This is a genomic window from Micromonospora sp. NPDC047620 (assembly GCF_043205005.1).
Lineage (GTDB): Bacteria > Actinomycetota > Actinomycetes > Mycobacteriales > Micromonosporaceae > Micromonospora.
Genome location: NZ_JBIDDG010000047.1, coordinates 1 through 18,536 on the forward strand (window position 1 = coordinate 1; position 18,536 = coordinate 18,536).

The 18,536-nt window shown below is 74.9% G+C and carries 16 protein-coding genes, 3 tRNA genes, 1 pseudogene and 1 riboswitch; of the genes and pseudogenes, 14 read left to right on the forward strand and 6 right to left on the reverse strand.

Features of this window, described 5'->3' with window-relative positions:
* Positions 1 to 160: 160 nt before the first annotated feature.
* A complete protein-coding gene (locus ACGF5C_RS32500) occupies positions 161 to 1,000 on the reverse strand; it encodes a Rieske 2Fe-2S domain-containing protein (RefSeq protein WP_393307883.1) in 840 nt (279 codons plus the stop codon).
* Between the two features lie 267 nt (positions 1,001 to 1,267).
* Positions 1,268 to 1,896, reverse strand: a pseudogene (gene bluB, locus ACGF5C_RS32505) (5,6-dimethylbenzimidazole synthase).
* Between the two features lie 36 nt (positions 1,897 to 1,932).
* Positions 1,933 to 2,133, reverse strand: a riboswitch (cobalamin riboswitch).
* A gap of 203 nt (positions 2,134 to 2,336) precedes the next feature.
* On the opposite strand from bluB, the gene ACGF5C_RS32510 reads away from it, so the two are divergent.
* Both ACGF5C_RS32510 and ACGF5C_RS32515 read left to right on the forward strand, forming a co-directional pair.
* Positions 2,337 to 3,254, forward strand: coding sequence for a DMT family transporter (locus ACGF5C_RS32510; RefSeq protein ID WP_393307885.1), 918 nt, complete (start codon positions 2,337 to 2,339; stop codon positions 3,252 to 3,254).
* A 41-nt stretch (positions 3,255 to 3,295) separates the two neighbouring features.
* Positions 3,296 to 4,057: a crotonase/enoyl-CoA hydratase family protein gene (locus tag ACGF5C_RS32515; RefSeq protein WP_393307887.1), complete on the forward strand. Its 762-nt coding sequence runs from the start codon at positions 3,296 to 3,298 to the stop codon at positions 4,055 to 4,057.
* Positions 4,058 to 4,080: 23 nt separating this feature from the next.
* Here the strand turns inward: ACGF5C_RS32515 and ACGF5C_RS32520 are convergent, their stop codons facing one another.
* Complete coding sequence (locus ACGF5C_RS32520) at positions 4,081 to 5,547, reverse strand: dihydrolipoyl dehydrogenase family protein (protein WP_393307889.1); 1,467 nt, start codon at positions 5,545 to 5,547, stop codon at positions 4,081 to 4,083.
* A 91-nt stretch (positions 5,548 to 5,638) separates the two neighbouring features.
* Here ACGF5C_RS32520 and ACGF5C_RS32525 point away from each other — a divergent pair, with 91 nt between their 5' ends.
* Positions 5,639 to 6,703 carry a serine hydrolase domain-containing protein gene (locus ACGF5C_RS32525; protein WP_393307891.1) on the forward strand — a complete coding sequence of 355 codons (1,065 nt, stop codon included), beginning with the start codon at positions 5,639 to 5,641 and terminating at the stop codon, positions 6,701 to 6,703.
* Between the two features lie 118 nt (positions 6,704 to 6,821).
* Here ACGF5C_RS32525 and ACGF5C_RS32530 read toward each other — a convergent pair whose 3' ends face one another.
* Positions 6,822 to 7,760, reverse strand: coding sequence for a phytoene/squalene synthase family protein (locus tag ACGF5C_RS32530; RefSeq protein WP_393307893.1), 939 nt, complete (start codon positions 7,758 to 7,760; stop codon positions 6,822 to 6,824).
* A 65-nt stretch (positions 7,761 to 7,825) separates the two neighbouring features.
* On the opposite strand from ACGF5C_RS32530, the gene ACGF5C_RS32535 reads away from it, so the two are divergent.
* The 10 genes from ACGF5C_RS32535 to ACGF5C_RS32580 all read left to right on the forward strand — a co-directional run bounded on the left by ACGF5C_RS32535 (position 7,826) and on the right by ACGF5C_RS32580 (position 15,799).
* Complete coding sequence (locus ACGF5C_RS32535; RefSeq protein WP_393307895.1) at positions 7,826 to 8,977, forward strand: polyprenyl synthetase family protein; 1,152 nt, start codon at positions 7,826 to 7,828, stop codon at positions 8,975 to 8,977.
* The gene (crtI, locus tag ACGF5C_RS32540) at positions 8,977 to 10,485 is read left to right on the forward strand and encodes a phytoene desaturase family protein (RefSeq protein WP_393307897.1); all 1,509 of its coding nucleotides are present in this window, start codon (positions 8,977 to 8,979) and stop codon (positions 10,483 to 10,485) included. The genes ACGF5C_RS32535 and crtI overlap by 1 nt, the downstream gene beginning before the upstream one ends.
* Positions 10,486 to 10,519: 34 nt before the next feature.
* Positions 10,520 to 11,131, forward strand: coding sequence for an isopentenyl-diphosphate Delta-isomerase (gene idi, locus ACGF5C_RS32545; protein ID WP_393307899.1), 612 nt, complete (start codon positions 10,520 to 10,522; stop codon positions 11,129 to 11,131).
* Entirely contained in the window at positions 11,121 to 12,074 is a 954-nt protein-coding gene (locus ACGF5C_RS32550) for a MerR family transcriptional regulator (protein WP_393307901.1), read from the forward strand. The genes idi and ACGF5C_RS32550 overlap by 11 nt, the downstream gene beginning before the upstream one ends.
* Positions 12,075 to 12,148: 74 nt before the next feature.
* A complete protein-coding gene (locus tag ACGF5C_RS32555; RefSeq protein WP_393307903.1) occupies positions 12,149 to 12,949 on the forward strand; it encodes a polysaccharide deacetylase family protein in 801 nt (266 codons plus the stop codon).
* A gap of 154 nt (positions 12,950 to 13,103) precedes the next feature.
* A tRNA-Glu gene (locus ACGF5C_RS32560) sits at positions 13,104 to 13,176 on the forward strand.
* A gap of 32 nt (positions 13,177 to 13,208) precedes the next feature.
* Positions 13,209 to 13,285, forward strand: a tRNA-Asp gene (locus tag ACGF5C_RS32565).
* Positions 13,286 to 13,386: 101 nt separating this feature from the next.
* Positions 13,387 to 13,460 (forward strand) — tRNA-Phe (locus tag ACGF5C_RS32570).
* A gap of 241 nt (positions 13,461 to 13,701) precedes the next feature.
* Positions 13,702 to 14,337 carry a GAP family protein gene (locus ACGF5C_RS32575; protein ID WP_393307905.1) on the forward strand — a complete coding sequence of 212 codons (636 nt, stop codon included), beginning with the start codon at positions 13,702 to 13,704 and terminating at the stop codon, positions 14,335 to 14,337.
* 328 nt (positions 14,338 to 14,665) lie between these two features.
* Positions 14,666 to 15,799 (forward strand): alpha/beta hydrolase family protein, encoded by a 1,134-nt coding sequence (locus tag ACGF5C_RS32580; RefSeq protein WP_393307907.1) that lies wholly within the window; start codon positions 14,666 to 14,668, stop codon positions 15,797 to 15,799.
* 230 nt (positions 15,800 to 16,029) lie between these two features.
* Here the strand turns inward: ACGF5C_RS32580 and ACGF5C_RS32585 are convergent, their stop codons facing one another.
* Complete coding sequence (locus tag ACGF5C_RS32585) at positions 16,030 to 16,989, reverse strand: hypothetical protein (RefSeq protein WP_393307909.1); 960 nt, start codon at positions 16,987 to 16,989, stop codon at positions 16,030 to 16,032.
* Between the two features lie 213 nt (positions 16,990 to 17,202).
* Here ACGF5C_RS32585 and ACGF5C_RS32590 point away from each other — a divergent pair, with 213 nt between their 5' ends.
* Complete coding sequence (locus tag ACGF5C_RS32590) at positions 17,203 to 17,718, forward strand: SRPBCC family protein (RefSeq protein ID WP_393307910.1); 516 nt, start codon at positions 17,203 to 17,205, stop codon at positions 17,716 to 17,718.
* Positions 17,719 to 17,782: 64 nt separating this feature from the next.
* On the opposite strand, the gene ACGF5C_RS32595 is transcribed toward ACGF5C_RS32590, so the two are convergent.
* Positions 17,783 to 18,490, reverse strand: coding sequence for a DUF2786 domain-containing protein (locus tag ACGF5C_RS32595; RefSeq protein ID WP_393307912.1), 708 nt, complete (start codon positions 18,488 to 18,490; stop codon positions 17,783 to 17,785).
* Between the last annotated feature and the right edge of the window lie 46 nt (positions 18,491 to 18,536).

An 18,536-nucleotide genomic window follows, 5' to 3' on the forward strand; every position in this document is an offset into this window, starting at 1 on the left:
CTGACGATGCCCAAACGTCAACACACCCGGCGCGGCCACCAACACCCCCCAGCACAACCAAGATCAGTTGCACTGAACCCTAGAAACCGCCCCGATCCGGACGGCAACAACTTCATGATCAACGGCGTGAGGGTGGGTGGGGGTGGGTGGGGGGCGTGGGTTAGGGGAGGCGGGTCTCCAGCATGCCGTTGACGATGCGGGTGGGCAGGACCTGCTGGTCGTTGCCGGAGGGGCCGTGCACGACCTCGCCGCCGTTGAGCCGGAACGTGCTGCCGTGCCACGGGCAGACCACGCACGCGTGCCCGTCGATTTCCTGCACCTCGCCCTTGCCGAGCGGGCCGCTCTGGTGCGGGCAGCGCTCCAGCATCACGGTGACGTCGTCGCCGTGCCGGTAGAGGATCACCGAGACGTCGTCGATCTCCCGGGTGATCAGCTTTCGCTGCGGCAGGGCGGACATGTCCGCGATCGAGTGCCAGCCGTCGCTCATCCGGTGCAGCTCGGAGATGCTCTGGTTGACCTGCGCACCCTGCTTGTACGCCAGGTGCCCGCCGATGTACGCCCCCATGCTCGCGGCACTGAGCCCGAAAAAGCCGAGCGTACGGCCGAGGTTGTGCCGGCCGGTCATCCGGGCCGCCACGGAGCCGGCGTAGAACAGCAGGCCGACGCTGTTGGAGGCGGCGTGGACCAGGCCGATCCGGCGCTGGTCTCGGGCGAGGGCCGCCCAGTCGTTGAGCCCGGCGATCGCGGCCGGCAGGGCGCTGACGGTGCCCACCACGCACAGCGTGGTGGCGGCGCGGCGCTGCCCCGGCATCAGGTCCAGCACGGCCGTGCTGAGCCACGCGCCGACCGGCACCTGCACCATCGCCGGGTGCAGCGGGTGCCCCAGCCAGACGCCGTGCAGCAGGTCGCGGACGCGCCTTGGGCGGAGGGTGGCCTGGACGGCCCACTGCAACCGGTCGCCGATCCGGTCCAGCGCGGAGGCCTGCTCGATCTTCGTCATGAGTGCTCGCACCCGTACCGACTTCCCGGCAGGAGCGACCGCAAACCGGTATCCGGTGACGGATCGGCAGCGGTGCGTGACGAGGGTTCTGTCGGCCCGGAACCGGGCGCGCCCCCGGCCGGATGGGGCCCGCCATCGGTGGTGGCGCGAGCACGGGGTTGCCCGCGCTCCCGGCCTTCCGCGATGGTGAGATCAGACGAGGTTTCTGCCGGCCCGGAACCGGGCGCGCCCCGGCCGGATGGGGCCCGCCCTTCCGCGGTGGTGAGGTCAGCGGGCCGGCGGCGTCCAGCGGTCGTGGTGGATCGCCTCGGCCAGCGGGCGCTTCTGCCGCCAGCCGTGCCGGGCCAGGTCGGGCACGGCCTCGAAGTGGGTGACCGGCCCGAGGCAGAGCCACGCCACCGGCCGTACGCCGTCGGGGATGCCGAGCAGCTCGGCCAGCCAGGGCTCCCGGTAGAACGACACCCACCCGACGCCGAGCCCTCGGCGGTGGCGGCCAGCCAGAGGTTCTGGATGGCGAGGCAGGCCGAGTAGAGCCCGGTGTCGGCGATGGCGTGCCGCCCGAGCACGGCGGGGCCGCCGCGGGCCGGGTCGTAGGTGACCACCACGGACAGGGTGGACTCCAGCACCCCGTCGATCTTGATGCGGGCGAACCGCTCGGCCGCCTCCCCGTCCAGGGTGGCGGCGAAGGTGTCCCGCTCGGTCTGGACGTGCTCGTGGAACCGGCGCCGCAGCTCGGGGTCGCGGACGAGGACGAAGTCCCAGGGCTGGGAGTAGCCGACGCTCGGCGCGGCGTGTGCCGCGGTCAGGACGCGGTGCAGCGTCTCGTCGGGCACCGGCGCCCCGGTGAACTGGCCGCGGACGTCCCGGCGGCGATGGATGACGTCGTAGAGATCCAAGGCAGGCTCCCGCTGCGCTCGGCCCACGCTCCGGGCGTGGGCACCTGACCGCGAGGCCGGTCTTCGGACTCCCGGATCGACGCCTGGCCGTCCGCCTTCCCGGCCCGGACGGGCCAGTGGCTGCGCTCTCGCGCGTGGACGGTGGCTCCCCGGTCACCGCGGCGGGCCCGTGCCGGATTCGCACCGGCTTCCCGATTCTCCCCGCTCGCGCGGGGCACCTCACATGATCGTGCCGCCCGGCATGCTAGCGCCGCGCCACCCGGACCCGCCGCCCCGCGCGAAAGGGCCCCCAGGTTGGCTAGGCCGTCGACCGCCCGGCCGGACCCACCAAGGGCCGGGCCGCCGCCCGGATCCACCGCCCCGGCCCGCCGGCAGGACCCGCCGGCCGGGGGGTGGAAATCCGGTCGCGGGCCGCGCCGTCCGCGACCACTGTGGTCCGGGTGTACGCACTCGCCTCCCGCCCGCTGCCGGCCGGCCACCCGGCGGCCCGACTGACCGTCGCCCTCGGCCGACCCCGGGCCGTGCCGCCACCGCTGCTGATGCTGCTGGGCATGCTCTCCACCCAGGTCGGCGCGGCCGTCGCCAAGCAACTCTTCGGCAGCACCAGCGCCGGCGGTACGACCACGCTGCGGCTCGGCTTCGCCGCGCTGATCCTGCTGCTCGTGGCCCGGCCCGGGCTGCGGCTGGGCTGGCGCGCCGCCGGCCTGGTCGGGGCGTTCGGGCTCACCCTGGCGCTGATGAACCTCGCCTTCTACGCGGCGCTGCACCGGGTGCCGCTCGGCGTGGCGGTCACCATCGGTTTCGCGGGGCCGCTGCTGGTGTCGCTCGCCGGCAGCCGCCGGCCCGCCGACGTGGCGTGGGCGGTCCTGGCGGGCGGCGGGGTGCTGCTGATCAGCGGGCTCGGCGGGACCGGGGTGGACCGGGTGGGTCTGCTGCTGTGCGTCGCCATCGCGGTCGGCTGGGCCGGGTACGTGCTGCTCGGCAAGGCGGTCAGCGCCCGCGTGCCGGGCAGCCGGGGCCTCGCGCTGGGAATGGCCGTCGCCGCGCTCGCCGTACTGCCGTTCGGGGTCGCCGGCAGCGGCACGGCGCTGCTCGACCCGTGGACCCTCGTGCTGGGCGTCGTGGTGGCACTGCTGTCGTCGGTGCTGCCGTACTCGGCCGAACTGGCCGCGCTGCGCCGGATGCCGGCCCGGGTCTTCGCGATCCTGCTCAGCCTGGAGCCGGCGATCGGCGCGCTGGTCGGGCTGGTGCTGCTCGGCGAGCTGCTGGCCTGGCCGCAGGCGGCCGGGGTGGCGTGCGTGGTCGGCGCCGCGCTGGGCGCGACCCTGGTCCGTCCCCGCGCCGCGAAGGCGCGCTGACGCCCCTGGCGCCGCCGGCACCACCGGGGCATGCTGTGCCGATGGGCGTACGCGTCGAGCACGACGGGCCGGTGACCACGGTGATCCTGGACCGCCCGGCGGCCCGCAACGCGGTCGACGGGCCCACGGCCCGGGCCCTGGCCGACGCGTTCCGCGCCTTCGAGGCCGACCCCGACGCGGCGGTGGCCGTGCTCTGGGGCGCCGGCGGCACGTTCTGCGCGGGGGCCGACCTGAAGGCGATCGGCACCCCGAGCGGCAACCGGGTCGAGCCAGAGGGGGACGGCCCGATGGGCCCGACCCGGATGACGCTCGGCAAGCCGGTGATCGCCGCGATCTCCGGTCACGCCGTGGCCGGCGGGTTGGAGCTGGCGCTCTGGTGCGACCTGCGGGTCGCCGAGTCCGACGCGGTCCTCGGGGTGTTCTGCCGGCGCTGGGGGGTGCCGCTGATCGACGGGGGGACGGTCCGGCTGCCCCGGCTGATCGGCGAGAGCCGGGCGATGGACCTGATCCTCACCGGCCGGCCGGTGCCGGCCGAGGAGGCGTACGCGATGGGGCTGGTGAACCGGCTGGTCGCCCCGGGTGAGGCGCGGGCGGCGGCCGAGCGGCTGGCGGCCGAGATCGCCCGGCACCCGCAGACCTGCCTGCGCAACGACCGGGCCGCCGTGCTGGCCGGCGCCGGCCAGCCGGAGCCGGCGGCGCTGGCGACCGAGCTGGCGTACGGGATGGACTCGCTCGCCGCCGACGCGGCGGCCGGGGCGGCCCGGTTCGCCGCCGGCGCCGGGCGGCACGGCACTGCCGTCTAGCGCAGGCGCGGCAGCGCGACCGGCTAGCGCAGGTGCCGCAGCGCGTCCTCGATGGCCCGGTGGAACGTCGGGTAGGCGTAGATCATGTGCCGGAGCCGGGCCAGCGGCACGGCCGCGTGCACCGCCACCACCAGCCCGGAGAGCACCTCGCCGCCAGCCGGCCCGACCGACGTCGCGCCGATCAGCACGCCCTGGTCGGCGTCGGCGACCAGCTTGACGAAGCCCTCGTTGCCGCTCCGATGGATCCAGCCACGCGCCGACGACGGCAGCTCGGCGAGGCCGACCTGCACGTTGATCCCGCGCTCGCGGGCCTGCCGTTCGGTGAGGCCGACCGCGCCGATCTCGGGGTCGGTGAAGGTGACCCTGGGCAGCGCGCGGTAGTCGGCGCGCGGCACCGCGCCGGCAGGGGCGCCCGGCCCGGTGGTGCCGGACGCGCTGACCGCGCCGCCCGTCACGCGGGCGGTGCCGCTGGCGTCCGGCCCGCCGTCGGCCCGCCGGGCGCAATCGAGCACGTCGGCGACGACGATCCCCGCCTGGTACATGGCGACGTGGGTGAACGCGCCCTCCCCGGTGACGTCGCCGACCGCCCACATCCCGTCGGTGACGCGCAGCCGGTCGTCGACGGCCAGGTACCGCTGGCCGGCGTCCACCCCGACGGTGTCCAGGCCCAACTCGTCGAGGTGGGCCCGGCGGCCGGTCACCACCAGCAGCCGCTGCCCGGTGAACTCCGCCCCGTCGGCCCCGTGCAGCGTGAAGCCGCGCCCGTCGTGGCGGACCCGCTCCGCCCGTACGCCGGTGTGGATCTTCACCCCGTCGGCGCGTAGCGCGGCGGCGGCCACCTCGGACGCCTCCGGCTCCTCGACCGCGAGCACCCGGTCCGCCGCCTCGACGACGGTGACGCGGACGCCGAACCGGGCGAACACCTGGGCCAGTTCCAGGCCGATCGCGCCGCCGCCCAGCACCAGCAGCGACTCCGGCAACTCCTCGACTTCGATCGCCTGGCGGTTGGTCCAGTACGGCGTGTCGGCCAGCCCGTCGACCGGCGGCACGGACGGTTTGGTGCCGGTGCCGAGCACGATTCCGTGCCGGGCCTGGAAGACCCGCTCGCCGACCCGGACCCGGCCGGGGCCGTCGAGGCGGGCGCTGCCCCGGACGAATCGGCCGCCCTTGCCGGTGAACCGTTCCACGGCGACCGTGTCGTCCCAGGTGTCGGTGGCCTCCTCGCGGATCCGCTTCGCCACGGGCGCCCAGTCGGGCCGGACCTGGGCGGTCCCGGCGAGCCCGTCGACCCGGCGCGCCTCGGCGATCGCGTTGGCCGCCCTGATCATCATCTTGCTCGGGATGCATCCCCAGTAGGGGCACTCCCCGCCGACCAGGTCCCGCTCGACGCCGACGACGGTCAGCCCGGCCTCGGCGAGCCGCCCGGCCACCTCCTCGCCGCCGACCCCGAGCCCGACCACGACCACGTCCACCAGTTCCGGCTCCGCCATCCCGCCAGCATTCCGCACCGCCCGGTCTCCGACCACCCGGCCGGCGCGATATTCGCTGCCCGGGTGGTCGTCGGCCGCCTACGGTGGCCGGATGCGCGCCCGCTTCACCGCCGTCCACGACTGTTTCGCCGACCTGCTCGCCACCGGCCGGGAGACCGGGGCCGGCCTGGCGGTCTGGTACGACGGGGAGCCGGTCGTCGACATCGTCGGCGGGGAACGGTCGCCGGGGCGGCCGTGGCTGCCGGAGACGCCGGTGAACGTCTACTCGGTCGGCAAGCCCGTCGCCGCGCTCTGCCTCCTGATGCTGGTCGACCGGGGCCGGCTCGACCTGGACGACCCGGTCGCCGCCCACTGGCCCGACTTCCGCACCCCGGCCACCGTCCGGCAGGTGCTCACGCACACCGCCGGGCTGCCGGCCTTCCCGGTGCCCCGGCCCGCCGCCGCGATCGCCGACTGGGGCCTGCTCTGCGCCGACCTCGCCGCCGCCGAGCCGGAGTGGCCGCCGGGGTCCGTCGCGGGCGAGCACGCCTGGACGTACGGGCATCTGGTGGGCGAGCTGGTGCGGCGGGTCGACGGGCGGTCGGTGGGGCGCTTCCTGGCCGAGGAGATCGCCGGGCCGTGGCGGCTGGACCTCGGCTTCGGCCTCGGCGAGGCGGACCGGCGGCGCTGCGCCGAGCTGCGGTACGGCGACCCGGGGTGGCCGGACCGGGTGGCCGGTGAGCCGGGCTCGCTCTGGGCGCGGGCGCTGGACAACCCGCCCGGCGGACGGGACCTGGCGGTGGTGAACAGCCCGCTCTGGCGGGGTGCGGAGGTGCCGGCGGTCAACCTGCACTCGACGGCGGGCGCCCTGGCCCGGCTCTACGCGGGCCTGCTCGCCGGCGGCGTCCTCGACGGCGTGCGCCTGTTCAGCCCGGAGCTGGTGGGCGAGGCGACGCGGGTCCAGTACGACGGCGACGACCTGCTGCTGGGCCGGCGCACCCGGTGGACGCTGGGCATGCAGTGGGAGGAGGACGGAAGCTGGGGCATGGGCGGGATCGGCGGCAGCTCCGCCTGGGCCGACCCCGCGCGCGGCTACACCTTCGCCTACGCCACGTCCCATCTGGCCGACCACGACCGGGTCGACGCCCTGGTGGACGCCCTGCACTCCTGCCTCTGACCCGCCCCGACCGCCTCGGGTGGGCGCGGCCAGAGTGCGGCCGGCGCCGCGGGCGCCCGATCCGGTCCGGGCGCGCCGCCGGCCCGGGGTGCGACCGCCGGAGCCGGATGGCAAACGGTCACGGGCTCGGCACGGGGACCGGGGCGGGCGCCCGGGCGGGCCCGGGGATCACCACGGGCGTGCCGGCCGGGGTGAGGAGCGCGCGGGCGGCCACCGCCAGCCGGCGGCGGCGCGGCACCAGCGCCCGGCCGGCGAAGACGTCGTAGTCCTGCGCGGCCACTTCGTCGAGGATGCCGCCGTAGAGCGCGTACGCGGTGCGTATGCACGCCTGCGAGGCGGGCGCGAGCAGCGTGATCCCGGGTGCCGCGGCGGCGTAGTGCGCCTGGGCGCGGCCCACCTCGTACGCGATCAGCTCCCGGATCCGGGGCGTGGCGCGCCCCCGGGCGCGGGCCTCGGTCAGCTCCTCGCGGGTGACGCCGAACAGGGCGAGGTCGTCGTCGGGCAGGTACGTCCGCCCGCGCTCCAGATCCTCGCCGATGTCCCGGATGAAGTTGGTGAGCTGGAAGGCGAAGCCGAGCTGGCGCGCCGGCTCGCGGGCCGCGGCCGGGTCGGAGCTGCCCAGGATCGGCAGCATCATCGTGCCGATGACGGCCGCCGAGCCCTCCATGTAGTCGAGCAGGTGGTCGTAGGTGCGGTACGAGGTGACCGTCAGGTCCATCGCCATGCTCTTGAGGAACGACGCGAAGTCGTCCCGGTCGAGATCGAAGACGGCGATGGTGTGCAGCACGGCCGGGAGCAGCGGGTCGTCGACCGGCTGTCCGTGCAGCCCGGCGACGAAGCGGCCGGCCCAGTCGTCGAGCCGCGCCGCGCGCTCGGCCGGGGACAACTCCTCGGTCCGGTCGACGATCTCGTCGGCGTAGCGGGTGAACCCGTAGAGGGCGTGCACGTGCCGCCGTTTCCAGGCGGGCAGCAGCCGGGTCGCGAGATAGTAGGTGCGGCCGTGGCGTCTGTGCAGCGCACGACAACGGTCATAGGCAGCGGTGAGATCCGTGTCCACCGGCCCTCCTCAAGTATCGACGCACCAATCGACGCAAGACGTAACCCTAGGGTACGCTCGGCCGCATGGCCAACGACGCAGTTGCCGGCAACACCCTCCGCGTCACGCCGGCAGGCCCGGGGGACGGGGACGACCTCGTCGGCGCGGTCCTGGCCGCGTACACGAGGGATCTGGTCACGGCGGTGGACCGCACCCTGGCCGATTTCCTGGCCGCCGAGGTCGCCGCGCTGGCCGAGATCGACGCGGCGATGGGCCGTTTCGCCGCGACGGCGCGCGACAGCGTGCTGGCCGGCGGCAAGCGGGTCCGGCCGACGTTCGCCTACTGGGGCTGGCGCGGCGCGGGGAGCGCGGAGCCGCTGCCGGCCGTGCTGCCGGCGTTCGCCGCCCTGGAGTTGCTGCACACCTTCGCCCTCGTGCACGACGACGTGATGGACGCCTCCGCCACTCGACGCGGCCGGCCGACCGTGCAGGTGGCGCAGGCCGCCCAGCACGCCGCCGCCGGGCACCGGGGCGACCCGCGTCGGTTCGGCGAGGCGGTCGCGGTGCTGGTCGGCGACCTCTGCATGGTGTGGGCCGACCGGCTCCTCGCGCACGCCGCCCTGCCGCCGGCCCGGCTGCTCCACGTCCGCCGCTGCTACGACCAGATGCGGGTGGAGACGATCGCCGGGCAGTACCTCGACGTGCTCGGCGAGAGCGACGCGGCGAACTGGTCGGTCGACCGCGCGCTGCGGGTCGCCCGCTACAAGACCGCGAGCTACACGGTGCAGCAGCCGCTGCTCTTCGGCGCCTGCCTGGCCGGCGTCGACACGGACGCCCCGCTGATCGCCGCGTACACCCGCTACGGGCTCGCGGTCGGCGAGGCGTTCCAGCTCTGCGACGACCTGCTCGGCGTCTACGGCGACCCGTCGGCCACCGGCAAGCCGGCCGGCGACGACCTGCGCACCGGCAAGCCGACCGCGCTGCTCATGCTCGCCCGGCAGCTCGCCACGCCGGCTCAGCGGCGCGCGCTGGACCGGGTCGGCGACGGGGTGACGGACGGGGATATCGCCCGGCTCGCCGGCGTGGTCGCCGACACCGGCGCGGTGGACCGGGTCGAGCGCATGATCTCCGACCGGGTCGCCGAGGCGCTCGCCGCGCTCGACGCCGCGTCGATCGACGGGACGGCGCGCACCGCGCTGGCCGGTCTCGCCACCGCCGCCACCAACCGGCGGGCGTGATGGGCAACTTCGCACAGGGAGGTGGTCGCGTGCGCACCGTGCACGGGCGTACAGACCGGGTGGTGGTGGTCGGCGCCGGCCTGGGTGGGCTGGCCTGCGCACTGCACCTGGCGGGCAGCGGCCGACAGGTGACCGTGCTGGAGCGCGAGCCGGTGCCGGGCGGCCGGGCCGGCCGGCTCGGCGTCGACGGCTACGAGTTCGACACCGGCCCCACCGTGCTCACCATGCCGGACCTGATCGCCGAGGCGCTCGGCGCGGTGGGCGAGGAGTTGGACGACTGGCTCGACCTGACCCCGCTCGACCCGGCCTACCGGGCCTACTACCCCGACGGGTCGACGCTGGACGTCATCACCGACACCACCCGGATGGCCGCCGAGATCGCCCGGGTCTGCGGCCCCCGCGAGGCCGACGGCTACCTGCGTTTCGTCGACTACGCCCGGAAGCTCTGGCAGTGGGAGCGCGCCGACTTCATCGAGCGCAACCTGGACGCGCCCACCGACCTGCTCACCGGCAACCTCGTGAGGCTGCTGGCGGGCGGTGCCTTCCGCCGGCTCCAGACGAAGATCAACCAGTTCTTCCGCGACCCGCGTACCCAGCGGATCTTCTCCTTCCAGGCGATGTACGCCGGCCTCGCCCCGCACGACGCCCTGGCCATCTACGCGGTCATCGCATACCTCGACTCGGTGGCCGGGGTCTACTTCCCGCGCGGCGGCATCCACACGGTCTCCCGGGGCATGGCCGGCGCCGCCGAGAAACACGGCGTGCAGATCCGGTACGACACCACGGTGACCCGGGTGGAGACCGCGAACGGCCGGGCCACCGGCGTGCTGACCGCCGACGGGGAGCTGATCCCGGCCGACGTGGTGGTACTCAACCCCGACCTGCCGGTCGCCTACCGCGACCTGCTGCCGCCGACCCGCCCCCGCAGGCTCACCTACTCGCCGTCCTGCGTGGTCCTGCACGTGGGATCCCGGCAGGGATATGGGAGGATCGCCCACCACAACATCCACTTTGGACGGTCCTGGAAGGGCACCTTCGATGAGGTCATCCGGCGCGGCGAGCTGATGAGCGACCCGTCTCTGCTGGTGACCAACCCGAGCCGGACGGATCCGTCGGTCGCGCCCGCCGGACGGCACACCTACTACGTGCTCGCGCCGGTGCCCAACCTCCACCGGGCGCCGTTCGACTGGCGGGGCGACCTCACCGACCGCTACGCCGACCAGCTCGTCGGGACCCTGGAGGAGCGCGGCTACGTCGGCTTCGGCGCGGGCGTCGAGGTGCTGCGGGCCGTCACCCCGGCCGAGTGGGCCGAGCAGGGGATGGCCGCCGGCACCCCGTTCGCCGCCGCGCACAGCCTCTTCCAGACCGGCCCGTTCCGCCCGTCGAACCTGCACCGGACGCTGCCGAACGTGGTCTTCGTCGGCTCGGGCACCCAGCCCGGCGTCGGCGTGCCGATGGTGCTCATCTCCGGCAAGCTCGCCGCCAGCCGCATCACCGGGGAATCCTGATGACCCTCGCCCGCACACCCGAAAGGCACCTGCCGTGACCACCCGCGAGAAGCACCTCGTCGAGCTCGTCGACGACGCCGGGCGCGCACACGGCGAGACCACCGTGTCCGCCGCGCACCAGCCCCCGGGCCAGCTGCACCGCGCCTTCTCGGTGCTGCTCGTCGACCCCGACGGCCGGGTGCTGCTCCAGCGCCGGGCCGGGGTGAAGACCCGCTTCCCGCTGCGCTGGGCCAACTCGTGCTGCGGGCACCCCGCGCCCGGCGAGTCGCTGGTCGAGGCCGCCAACCGCCGGCTGCGCGAGGAGCTCGGCGCCGACCCGGTCGAGCTGACCGAGGTCGGGGTGTACGTCTACTACGCCGAGGACCCGGCCACCGGCCGGGTCGAGTTCGAGTACGACCACGTCCTGCGGGGCGGGTTCCGGCCGGGCACGCCGCTGCTGCCCGACCCCGGCGAGGTGGCCGAGCTGCGCTGGGTCGACCCCGTCGAGCTGGCCGCCGACCTCGACGCCGATCCCCGCGCGTACGCGCCCTGGCTGGGCGGGGTGGTGAACCGGCTGCTGCGGCCGACCGTCGGCCCGCCGAACGCGGCCACGAGCCCCGCCGCGCTGCCGGCGGACGACGCGTCGGAGCGGTCGGGTGGCCGATGAGGCGCTGAGCGCGGGGGCGGTGGCCAGGCAGCTGGGGGTCGCCGTCACCACCCTGCGCACCTGGCATCAGCGCTACGGGCTCGGCCCGAGCGAGCACGTACCGGGACACCACCGGCGCTACACGCCGGCCGACCTCGCGCGCCTGGAGATCATGCGGCGGCTCACCGCCCAGGGGGTCACCCCCGCCGAGGCGGCCCGCTGGGCCCGTCGGACGCCGGAGGCCGCACCGGCCGCCGACGCCGGGGCCCGCCCGCCCACGCGTACCCGTGGCGCGCGGGACGGCGGCGGCCCGACGATCCCGGTCGGCCGGGCCGGGCCGGCCGCCCGGGGGCTGGCCCGTGCCGCCATGCGGCTGGACTCGGTGGCGATCAGCGAGGCGATCGCGCGCGCCGTCGAGGCGGACGGGGTGGTCGCCACCTGGGACGGGCTGCTGCGCCCGGTGCTCGTCGGCATCGGGGAGCGGCACGCCGCCACCGCCGGCCTGATCGAGGTCGAGCACCTGGTCTCCCGGTGCGTGTCGGAGGCGTTCGCGGCGGTCGCCCGGGCCGGCGCGCCCACCGGGCCGCCGCGCGTCCTGCTCTCCTGCGCCGACGAGGAACAGCACAGCCTGCCGCTGGAGGCGCTCGCCGCCGCGCTCGCCGAGGCCGGGGTGGGCTACCGGATGCTCGGTGCCCGGGTGCCGGTGGCGGCGCTGGTCGAGGCGGTCAACCGGACCGGGCCGGCCGCCGTGGTCGTCTGGTCGCACGCCCCGGCCACCGCCGACCCCGCCCAGCTCACCGCCCTGCTCGCCGCGCCCCGCCGGCCGCTGCTGGTGCTCGCCGCCGGGCCCGGCTGGCCGGCGGACTCGCTGCCCGCCGGGGTGGTGCGGCCGCTCGACCTCACCGAGGCGGTCTCGCTCGCGCTGGCCGTACACGACTCGCTGGACCAGTCCACCGCCGGCTGACCGGGGTGCCGGGACGGAAAGCCGTCCACTAGCGTCGGGGGTCCGCTGACCCCGACCCCCTTCGGGAGCGAACGATGCGCCCACGCGCCGTACTGGCATCCGGTCTGGCCCTTGCCCTCCTCCTCGGCGGCTGCGGCGACACCTCCGCGTCCCCGCCGGAGGCGGCCGGCCCCAGCCCCGTCGCCTCGGCGTCGCTGCCGCCGGAGCCGACCCCGACGGCCAGCCCGCGCCCGACCCGCAGCACCCCGCCGCCCAAACGCCCGGTCCGGCCGCTGCCCAGCAAACTGCCGCCGGGCCTGCAGCGCAGTACCGGCGTACGGGCCGTGGCGCTGACCTTCGACGACGGGCCCAACCCGGTCTGGACGCCGAAGATCCTCGACCACCTCCGCGCGGCGCGGGTCACCGCCACGTTCTGCGTGGTAGGCACCCAGGCCCGCCGCCACCCCGATCTGGTGCGGCGGATCGTGCGGGAGGGGCACCAGCTCTGCAACCACAGCTGGCGCCACGACCTGGACCTCGCCCGGCGACCGGTCGCCGAGATCCGCAGCGACCTGGCCCGCACCAACGCGGCGATCCGGGCCGCGGTGCCCGGCGCCAAGGTGCCGTTCTACCGGCAGCCGGGCGGCCGGTGGACGCCCGAGGTGGTGTCGGTCGCCAAGCAGCTGGGCATGCGGTCGCTGCACTGGAACGTCGACCCGCAGGACTGGGGCAAGCCCACCAGCGCGACGATCACCAAGCGGGTACGCGCCGCGGCCCGGCCCGGATCGGTCGTGCTGCTGCACGACGGGGGCGGCGATCGGGCCGCGACCCTGGCCGCCTGCCCGCACCTGATCACCGACCTGAAGCGCCGCTTCGGCATCGCCCGGCTCCGCTAGACCGCCTTTGACCTGCGGTTTTGTGGGTCGATGTGGCCAGGGCCATACCGGTTTGGTCGAGCGGCCGACCATCACGTAAGCTATCCAAGCCTCCGGCGGGGCCGGATGGGAGCAAGTCCGCTTGAAGTTGCGAGTGTGCAATGATGGCGGGGCCGCCCTCATCGTCTAGCGGCCCAGGACGCCGCCCTTTCAAGGCGGTAGCACGGGTTCGAATCCCGTTGGGGGCACGGTCCGGCTTCGGCCGGAGGCAACAAAGCTAGGTCCTGTGGAGCAGTTGGAGTGCTCGCCGCCCTGTCAAGGCGGAGGTCGCGGGTTCAAGTCCCGTCAGGACCGCCAGCGCTGACGCCGCGCCCACCACGCGCGGCGTTCTGCGTATCGGAGCGTGTGACCCTCCCGGCGGACAGCCCGCCGTGCGGGTAGCATTAACCGAGCAACACGGCCAGGTAGCTCAGTTGGTACGAGCGTCCGACTGAAAATCGGAAGGTCGGCGGTTCGACCCCGCCCCTGGCCACATAGCCTTTCGCCGGGCTACTGAAGCGCCGACCAGCGGAAACGCCGGTCGGCGTTTCTGCGTCACGCCCCGAGAACACGACTGCTCGGTCTGACCCTCGTTGACCCCGGAATCCCGCCGACGGCCGCTCCGTGTTGCACATGGATTGCACGAACTCGCTGTGGCCGGACGGACCGGATCACCCAGAACGCCGATCTGGCGGGGGCGGTTCGGAAAAGAATCAGGGCAACAGGGAGGGACCGTGAATCTGCTGAGTGTCCTGCCGCTTGCCTTCGTGATGATCGCCGGTCCGCAGATCGTCAGCGCCATCTTCCTCGCCTCCAGCCGGAACGCGAAGCGCAGCTCGCTCGCCTTCCTGGTCGGCGCTGGGCTCGGCATACTCGTCGCGCTGACCGCGTGGTACGTCGTCTTCCACACGGTGCATGGCGCTGGAAACGGGCAGAACAAGCATGACGGCACGCGTCGCGTGATCGACTGGGTGGTGCTGCTGGTGCTGCTGGCGTTGATGGTAATGATCTTCGCCCGCCGCGAGCGAAGCCAGCCGCCGAAGTGGATGAGCAGGTTGCAGGAGGCCAAGCCGCGCTTCGCCTTCGGGCTGGGCTTCCTTCTCCTCATCGCCATGCCTAGTGACGAGGCAACCATGCTGGCAGTCGCCGGCAGCCTGGCAGCCCACGACAAGCCGTGGTGGAACCTGCTGCCGTTCCTGTGTCTGACGCTGCTGCTACTGGCGTTGCCACTGCTCGCCCTGCTCGCGTTCGGTCAGCGGGCGACGGCAGCGCTGCCGAAGATCCGCAACTGGGCCAATGACCACTCGTGGTTGGTCAGCGAGGCGGTGATCCTGATCTTCGTGGCTATCGTCGTGTCCGGCCTGCTCTGATCACCGCCGCTTGCGGCGGCGCCAATCGGACCGCTGGCACAAAGGTGACAGACGTTCACACGCGCCGGATGGTGCAGACCACCTGAAAGGGACGCGGAGTAAGCCGCCCCCTCTGCCGGGCCGGTCGACGCTGCCGTGGCCGACCTCGCATGGCCGAACCCTGACGAAGGTGGGTACGCCCGCCTGTCGTTCGGGCACGGTGCGAGCCCCGGGCGGATCCCTACCGTCGACGCGTCACGACGGATCGATCCTCAGGGAGGCAGCATGATCACTTCAACTGCGCTGATGACACGCTTCGGCGCGACGGCGCCGTCGGGCGCAGCGGCCGGTGGTCGCCTTGCGTAGCGGCGGCCGGGCACTGCTCGTACTCCTGACGCTGTTGGCCACACTGCTGGCCGGCCGTCCGGTCGCGGCCCAGGCGTCGGCGCCGGCGCCGGCGTTGAAGCTGCCGGCACCGACCGGCCACTACCCGGTCGGCACCACCTGGCTGCACCTGACCGACAACACCCGGCCCGACCAGTGGCGGCCCGAGCTACGCCGGGAGCTGATGGTGTCGCTCTGGTACCCGGCGGTGGCCGCGCCGGGAGTGCGGGCGCCCTACACCACCGCGGCGGTCTCCGCGCGGATCATCGCCGCCGAGGGGTTGCCCCTTCCGCCGGATCTGTTGACCACCGTACGCACCAACGCCCGCCGCGACGTGCCGGTCCGGCCGGCCGCCCGGGGCTGGCCGCTGGTGGTGCTCTCTCCCGGCTTCAGTCTCAGCCGGGAGTCGCTGACCGGGCTGGCCGAGGAGTTGGCCAGCCGGGGGTACGTGGTGGCCGGCGTGGACCACCCCCACGAGGCGCGGGGAGTCGAGTTCCCGGACGGGCGGGTCGCCGACTGTCTCGCCTGTGAGGCGACAGGGCAGGACAGGCTTCCCCGGGTGGTCGAGGGACGGGCGGCCGACGTGTCGTTCCTGCTGGACCGGCTGACCGGGCCGCGTCCGGTGTGGCGCGGCGCCCGGTTCATCGACTCGAGCCGGATCGGCATGGCCGGGCACTCCATCGGCGGCGCGAGCGCCGCGCAGGCGCTCCGCACCGACCGGCGGGTCGACGCCGGTGTCAACCTGGACGGCACCCACTTCGTCCCGGTCCCGGCGGGTACGGTGGCCAAGCCGTTCCTGCTGGTCGGCTCGGAGCGGCCGACGGACGCGAGCTGGCTGCGCGACTGGCCCGGCCTGGCCGGCTGGAAGCAGTGGCTCACCGTCACCGGCAGTGGTCACCTCTCCTTCACGGACCGGCCGGTCCTCGGCGCCCAACTGGGCATGGACCCGGGCGCCATTCCGGGGGACCGGCAACTGCTGATCACCCGCGCGTACGTCGCGGCGTTCCTCGACGCGCACCTGCGCGACCGAACGCAGCCCCTGCTCGACGCACCGGCCCCGGCCTATCCCGAGGTGCGTTTCCGGGACGAGGCGGCATGACGAGGCGCCCGACGCCCTGACCGTACTGGTCGGGGGCTGGCAGCCGGAAGGTCGGCGGGCCATCACAACCCCTGGCCACAGTCGCCGGGGATGCATGGTCCCCGCCCGCGCAGGACGCGGGTGGGGACCGGCGTCGTCTGCGGCTGGTCCGCCGTCACCGGCGCGACGAGGGCGGTGGTCCGCCGTCACCGGCGCGACGAGGGCGGGCCCCGGGTCGGGGGCGACCCCCGTCAGTGCCCCTGTTGCCGGCGCTGGGCCATCCCGCTCTGGATCGCCTCCCACACGCTTCGTCCGGCCTGCCGCAGCGTCTCCCCCGCCTGCTCCGCGAGCTGCGTCGCGCTGGGCGTCCCATCACCGCCGGCTTCGTCGGGCTGCTCGCGCGGCCCGCGTCCGGGCCCGCCCTGCCCCCTGCGGACCTGCTCGGGCCCGCCCTGCTCAGGGCGCGCCTGGGCGGATGGGCCCGCTTCGCCCCCCGCCTGCTCCCCGGCGCGCTGGCCCTGCTCCCCGGCGCCGGCCAGGCCGCCGCCCGGCGTCGCCCGGCCCGCGCCCGGTCCCCCGCCCTGCCCCTGGGTGCCCGGCTCCCGCAGAGACCGGTCGGCGACCGCACCGATGGCGCCGACCTGCTGCCCGAGATCGTCGGTCGCGCCGCCGGGCCGCTCCCCCGAGCCGCTGACCTGCCCGCCGGGCCGCTCCGCCGAGGCTCTGCTCTGCCCGCCGGGTTGCTGCGCCGAACCCGTTGCCTGCCCGCCGAGTTGCGTCGCCGAGCCGGCGACCTGCCCGCCCAGGTTCGCCACCTGCTGCGTCGCCCGGTTCACGTCGTCGATCGAGGCGGTCGCCGTACGCGACAGGGCGTCGATGATCTGCGGGTTGCGGTCGATGGTGCTCAGCGCCCGGTCGAGGATGTCGGCCAGCTTCTCCAGGCGCACCGTGAGCTGCGCCTCGGCGTGCACCCCGGTGATGTCCAGCTCGACGCCCTGCATGTGCACCCGGACGCCGGCGTCGATCTGGAGAAGGTTGGCCAGCCGCGCCCGCAGGGACAGGTCGGCGTCCAGCCCGTCCACGGCGAGCCGGATCGAGTCGACCGACACCTTCGGCACGTCGAGCAGGACGTCCGGCTCCGTCGCCCCCTCCTGCCGGGGCGAAGGCCCGGCGACCCGGTCCGGCTCCCGCTGCTGCGCGTTCTCGCTCATGCTCCCCGCTCCGCCTCCTCCGGCCCGGTCCGGCCGGGACCGTCCGGCGCGCTTACCCGCTATCCGGTCGACCATCCCATCCCGCCTCCGTCCCGCCCCGGGAACGCGCGCCGGCCGGCCGCCGTACGGGCGTACGGGCCCACAAAAGGGTGTCCGGAACCGGGCAGCGCACGAAGCTGCACACCCGAGCATCAGCCGGTATGGTCCGGGCCTATGGGACAGGAGATGGCTGACCCGGCCGGCATCCGGCAGGAGTACGACCAGTTCTCGTTGCGCAGCGTTCTCCTGGTCCCCGGCCCCGCGGACGAGGCGTTCGCGGTGTTCACCGACGCCCTGGCGGCCTGGTGGGTGATGGAGTACACGTGGTCCGGCCCGGAACACCTGGCCGAGCTGGGCATGGAGCCGCGCGCCGGCGGGATGCTCTACGAGATCGGCCCGTACGGCTTCCGCTGCGACTGGGGGCGCGTGCTGACCTGGGATCCGCCCCGGCGGCTGGTCTTCACCTGGCAGATCGGCGCCGACCGGGCGCCGGTGCCGGACCCCGCGCAGGCGAGCGAGGTGGAGGTCCTCTTCCACCCGGACGGGCCGGAGCGGACCCGGGTGAAGGTCGAGCACCGGCACTTCGACCGGCACGGCGAGGCCGCGGAGGGCTACCGGCAGGCGCTGACCGCCGGCTGGCACGAGCTGCTCTCCCGCTACGCGACCACGGTGGCCCACGGCGCCGGTTGACCGACCCGCGCCACCCGCCGCCTCACCCATCCGGCCACGGGCACCGTCGCCGTGGCCCGAGCCGTCAGTGGCCGATGCCCGGGCGGATACCGGGAGCGGTGGCGACTCCCCGGCCGCCGAGGTCGGCGCGGCGTCCCGCCTCCGCGCCGGAGCCGAACCCGCTGCCGGCCAGCCGGCGCGGCGCGGCGGTGCGCAGGCGCGGGTACACCTCGGCGACGCGGTGCCGCACCCGATCCGACCGGTCGGCCAGCACCAGCGCGACCGACGACCCGCCCGAGTCGGCGACCGCGTGGGCCTCGGCCGCCCTCAGCCGCACGCCGATCACCTGGGCGAAGCCGGCCAGCCAGGAGCGCCGGAAGGCGGCGGGATGCTCACCGGGCGGCACCTCGGCCGCGGCCAGCCCGTGCGCGGCCTGCACGAGCAGCGACGTGAAGAGCAGGTCGACGCGTTCCAGGTCGCTGGCGAAGCCGAACAGGTGCATGGCGAAGCCGCTGCCCTGCCGGCGGCGGACGCAGCGGCAGCGCAGCGGGTCGGCGACGGCGGCGAGCAGGCCGGCCTTGTCCCGGGCGTACGGGGCGACGACCTCGACCACCCGGTCGCCCACCGGGTCGGTGGCCGGGTCCCGGGCGGCCAGCAGCGCCCGGTCCACGCCGTAGCGGGCGATCAGCTCGGTGGCCTTGGCGGTGAAGGCGGCCGACTCGGCGGGGGTGCAGGCCGGGTCCTCGGCCTGGGCCAGCAGCTTGCGCACCTTGCTGAGCATGGCCTCGGACATGCCCCCAGCCTGCCACGCGGGGCGGTCGGCTCGGGACGGCGGCGGT

Bases quoted from the DNA above. Each gene is read 5' to 3' on its own strand.
- ACGF5C_RS32500 (WP_393307883.1), bottom strand. From the start codon at position 1,000: ATGACGAAGATCGAGCAGGCCTCCGCGCTGGACCGGATCGGCGACCGG.
- ACGF5C_RS32515 (WP_393307887.1), top strand. From the start codon at position 3,296: ATGGGCGTACGCGTCGAGCACGACGGGCCGGTGACCACGGTGATCCTG.
- ACGF5C_RS32520 (WP_393307889.1), bottom strand. From the start codon at position 5,547: ATGGCGGAGCCGGAACTGGTGGACGTGGTCGTGGTCGGGCTCGGGGTC.
- ACGF5C_RS32525 (WP_393307891.1), top strand. From the start codon at position 5,639: ATGCGCGCCCGCTTCACCGCCGTCCACGACTGTTTCGCCGACCTGCTC.
- ACGF5C_RS32535 (WP_393307895.1), top strand. From the start codon at position 7,826: ATGGCCAACGACGCAGTTGCCGGCAACACCCTCCGCGTCACGCCGGCA.
- crtI (WP_393307897.1), top strand. From the start codon at position 8,977: ATGGGCAACTTCGCACAGGGAGGTGGTCGCGTGCGCACCGTGCACGGG.
- ACGF5C_RS32555 (WP_393307903.1), top strand. From the start codon at position 12,149: ATGCGCCCACGCGCCGTACTGGCATCCGGTCTGGCCCTTGCCCTCCTC.
- ACGF5C_RS32585 (WP_393307909.1), bottom strand. From the start codon at position 16,989: ATGAGCGAGAACGCGCAGCAGCGGGAGCCGGACCGGGTCGCCGGGCCT.
- ACGF5C_RS32590 (WP_393307910.1), top strand. From the start codon at position 17,203: ATGGGACAGGAGATGGCTGACCCGGCCGGCATCCGGCAGGAGTACGAC.
- ACGF5C_RS32595 (WP_393307912.1), bottom strand. From the start codon at position 18,490: ATGTCCGAGGCCATGCTCAGCAAGGTGCGCAAGCTGCTGGCCCAGGCC.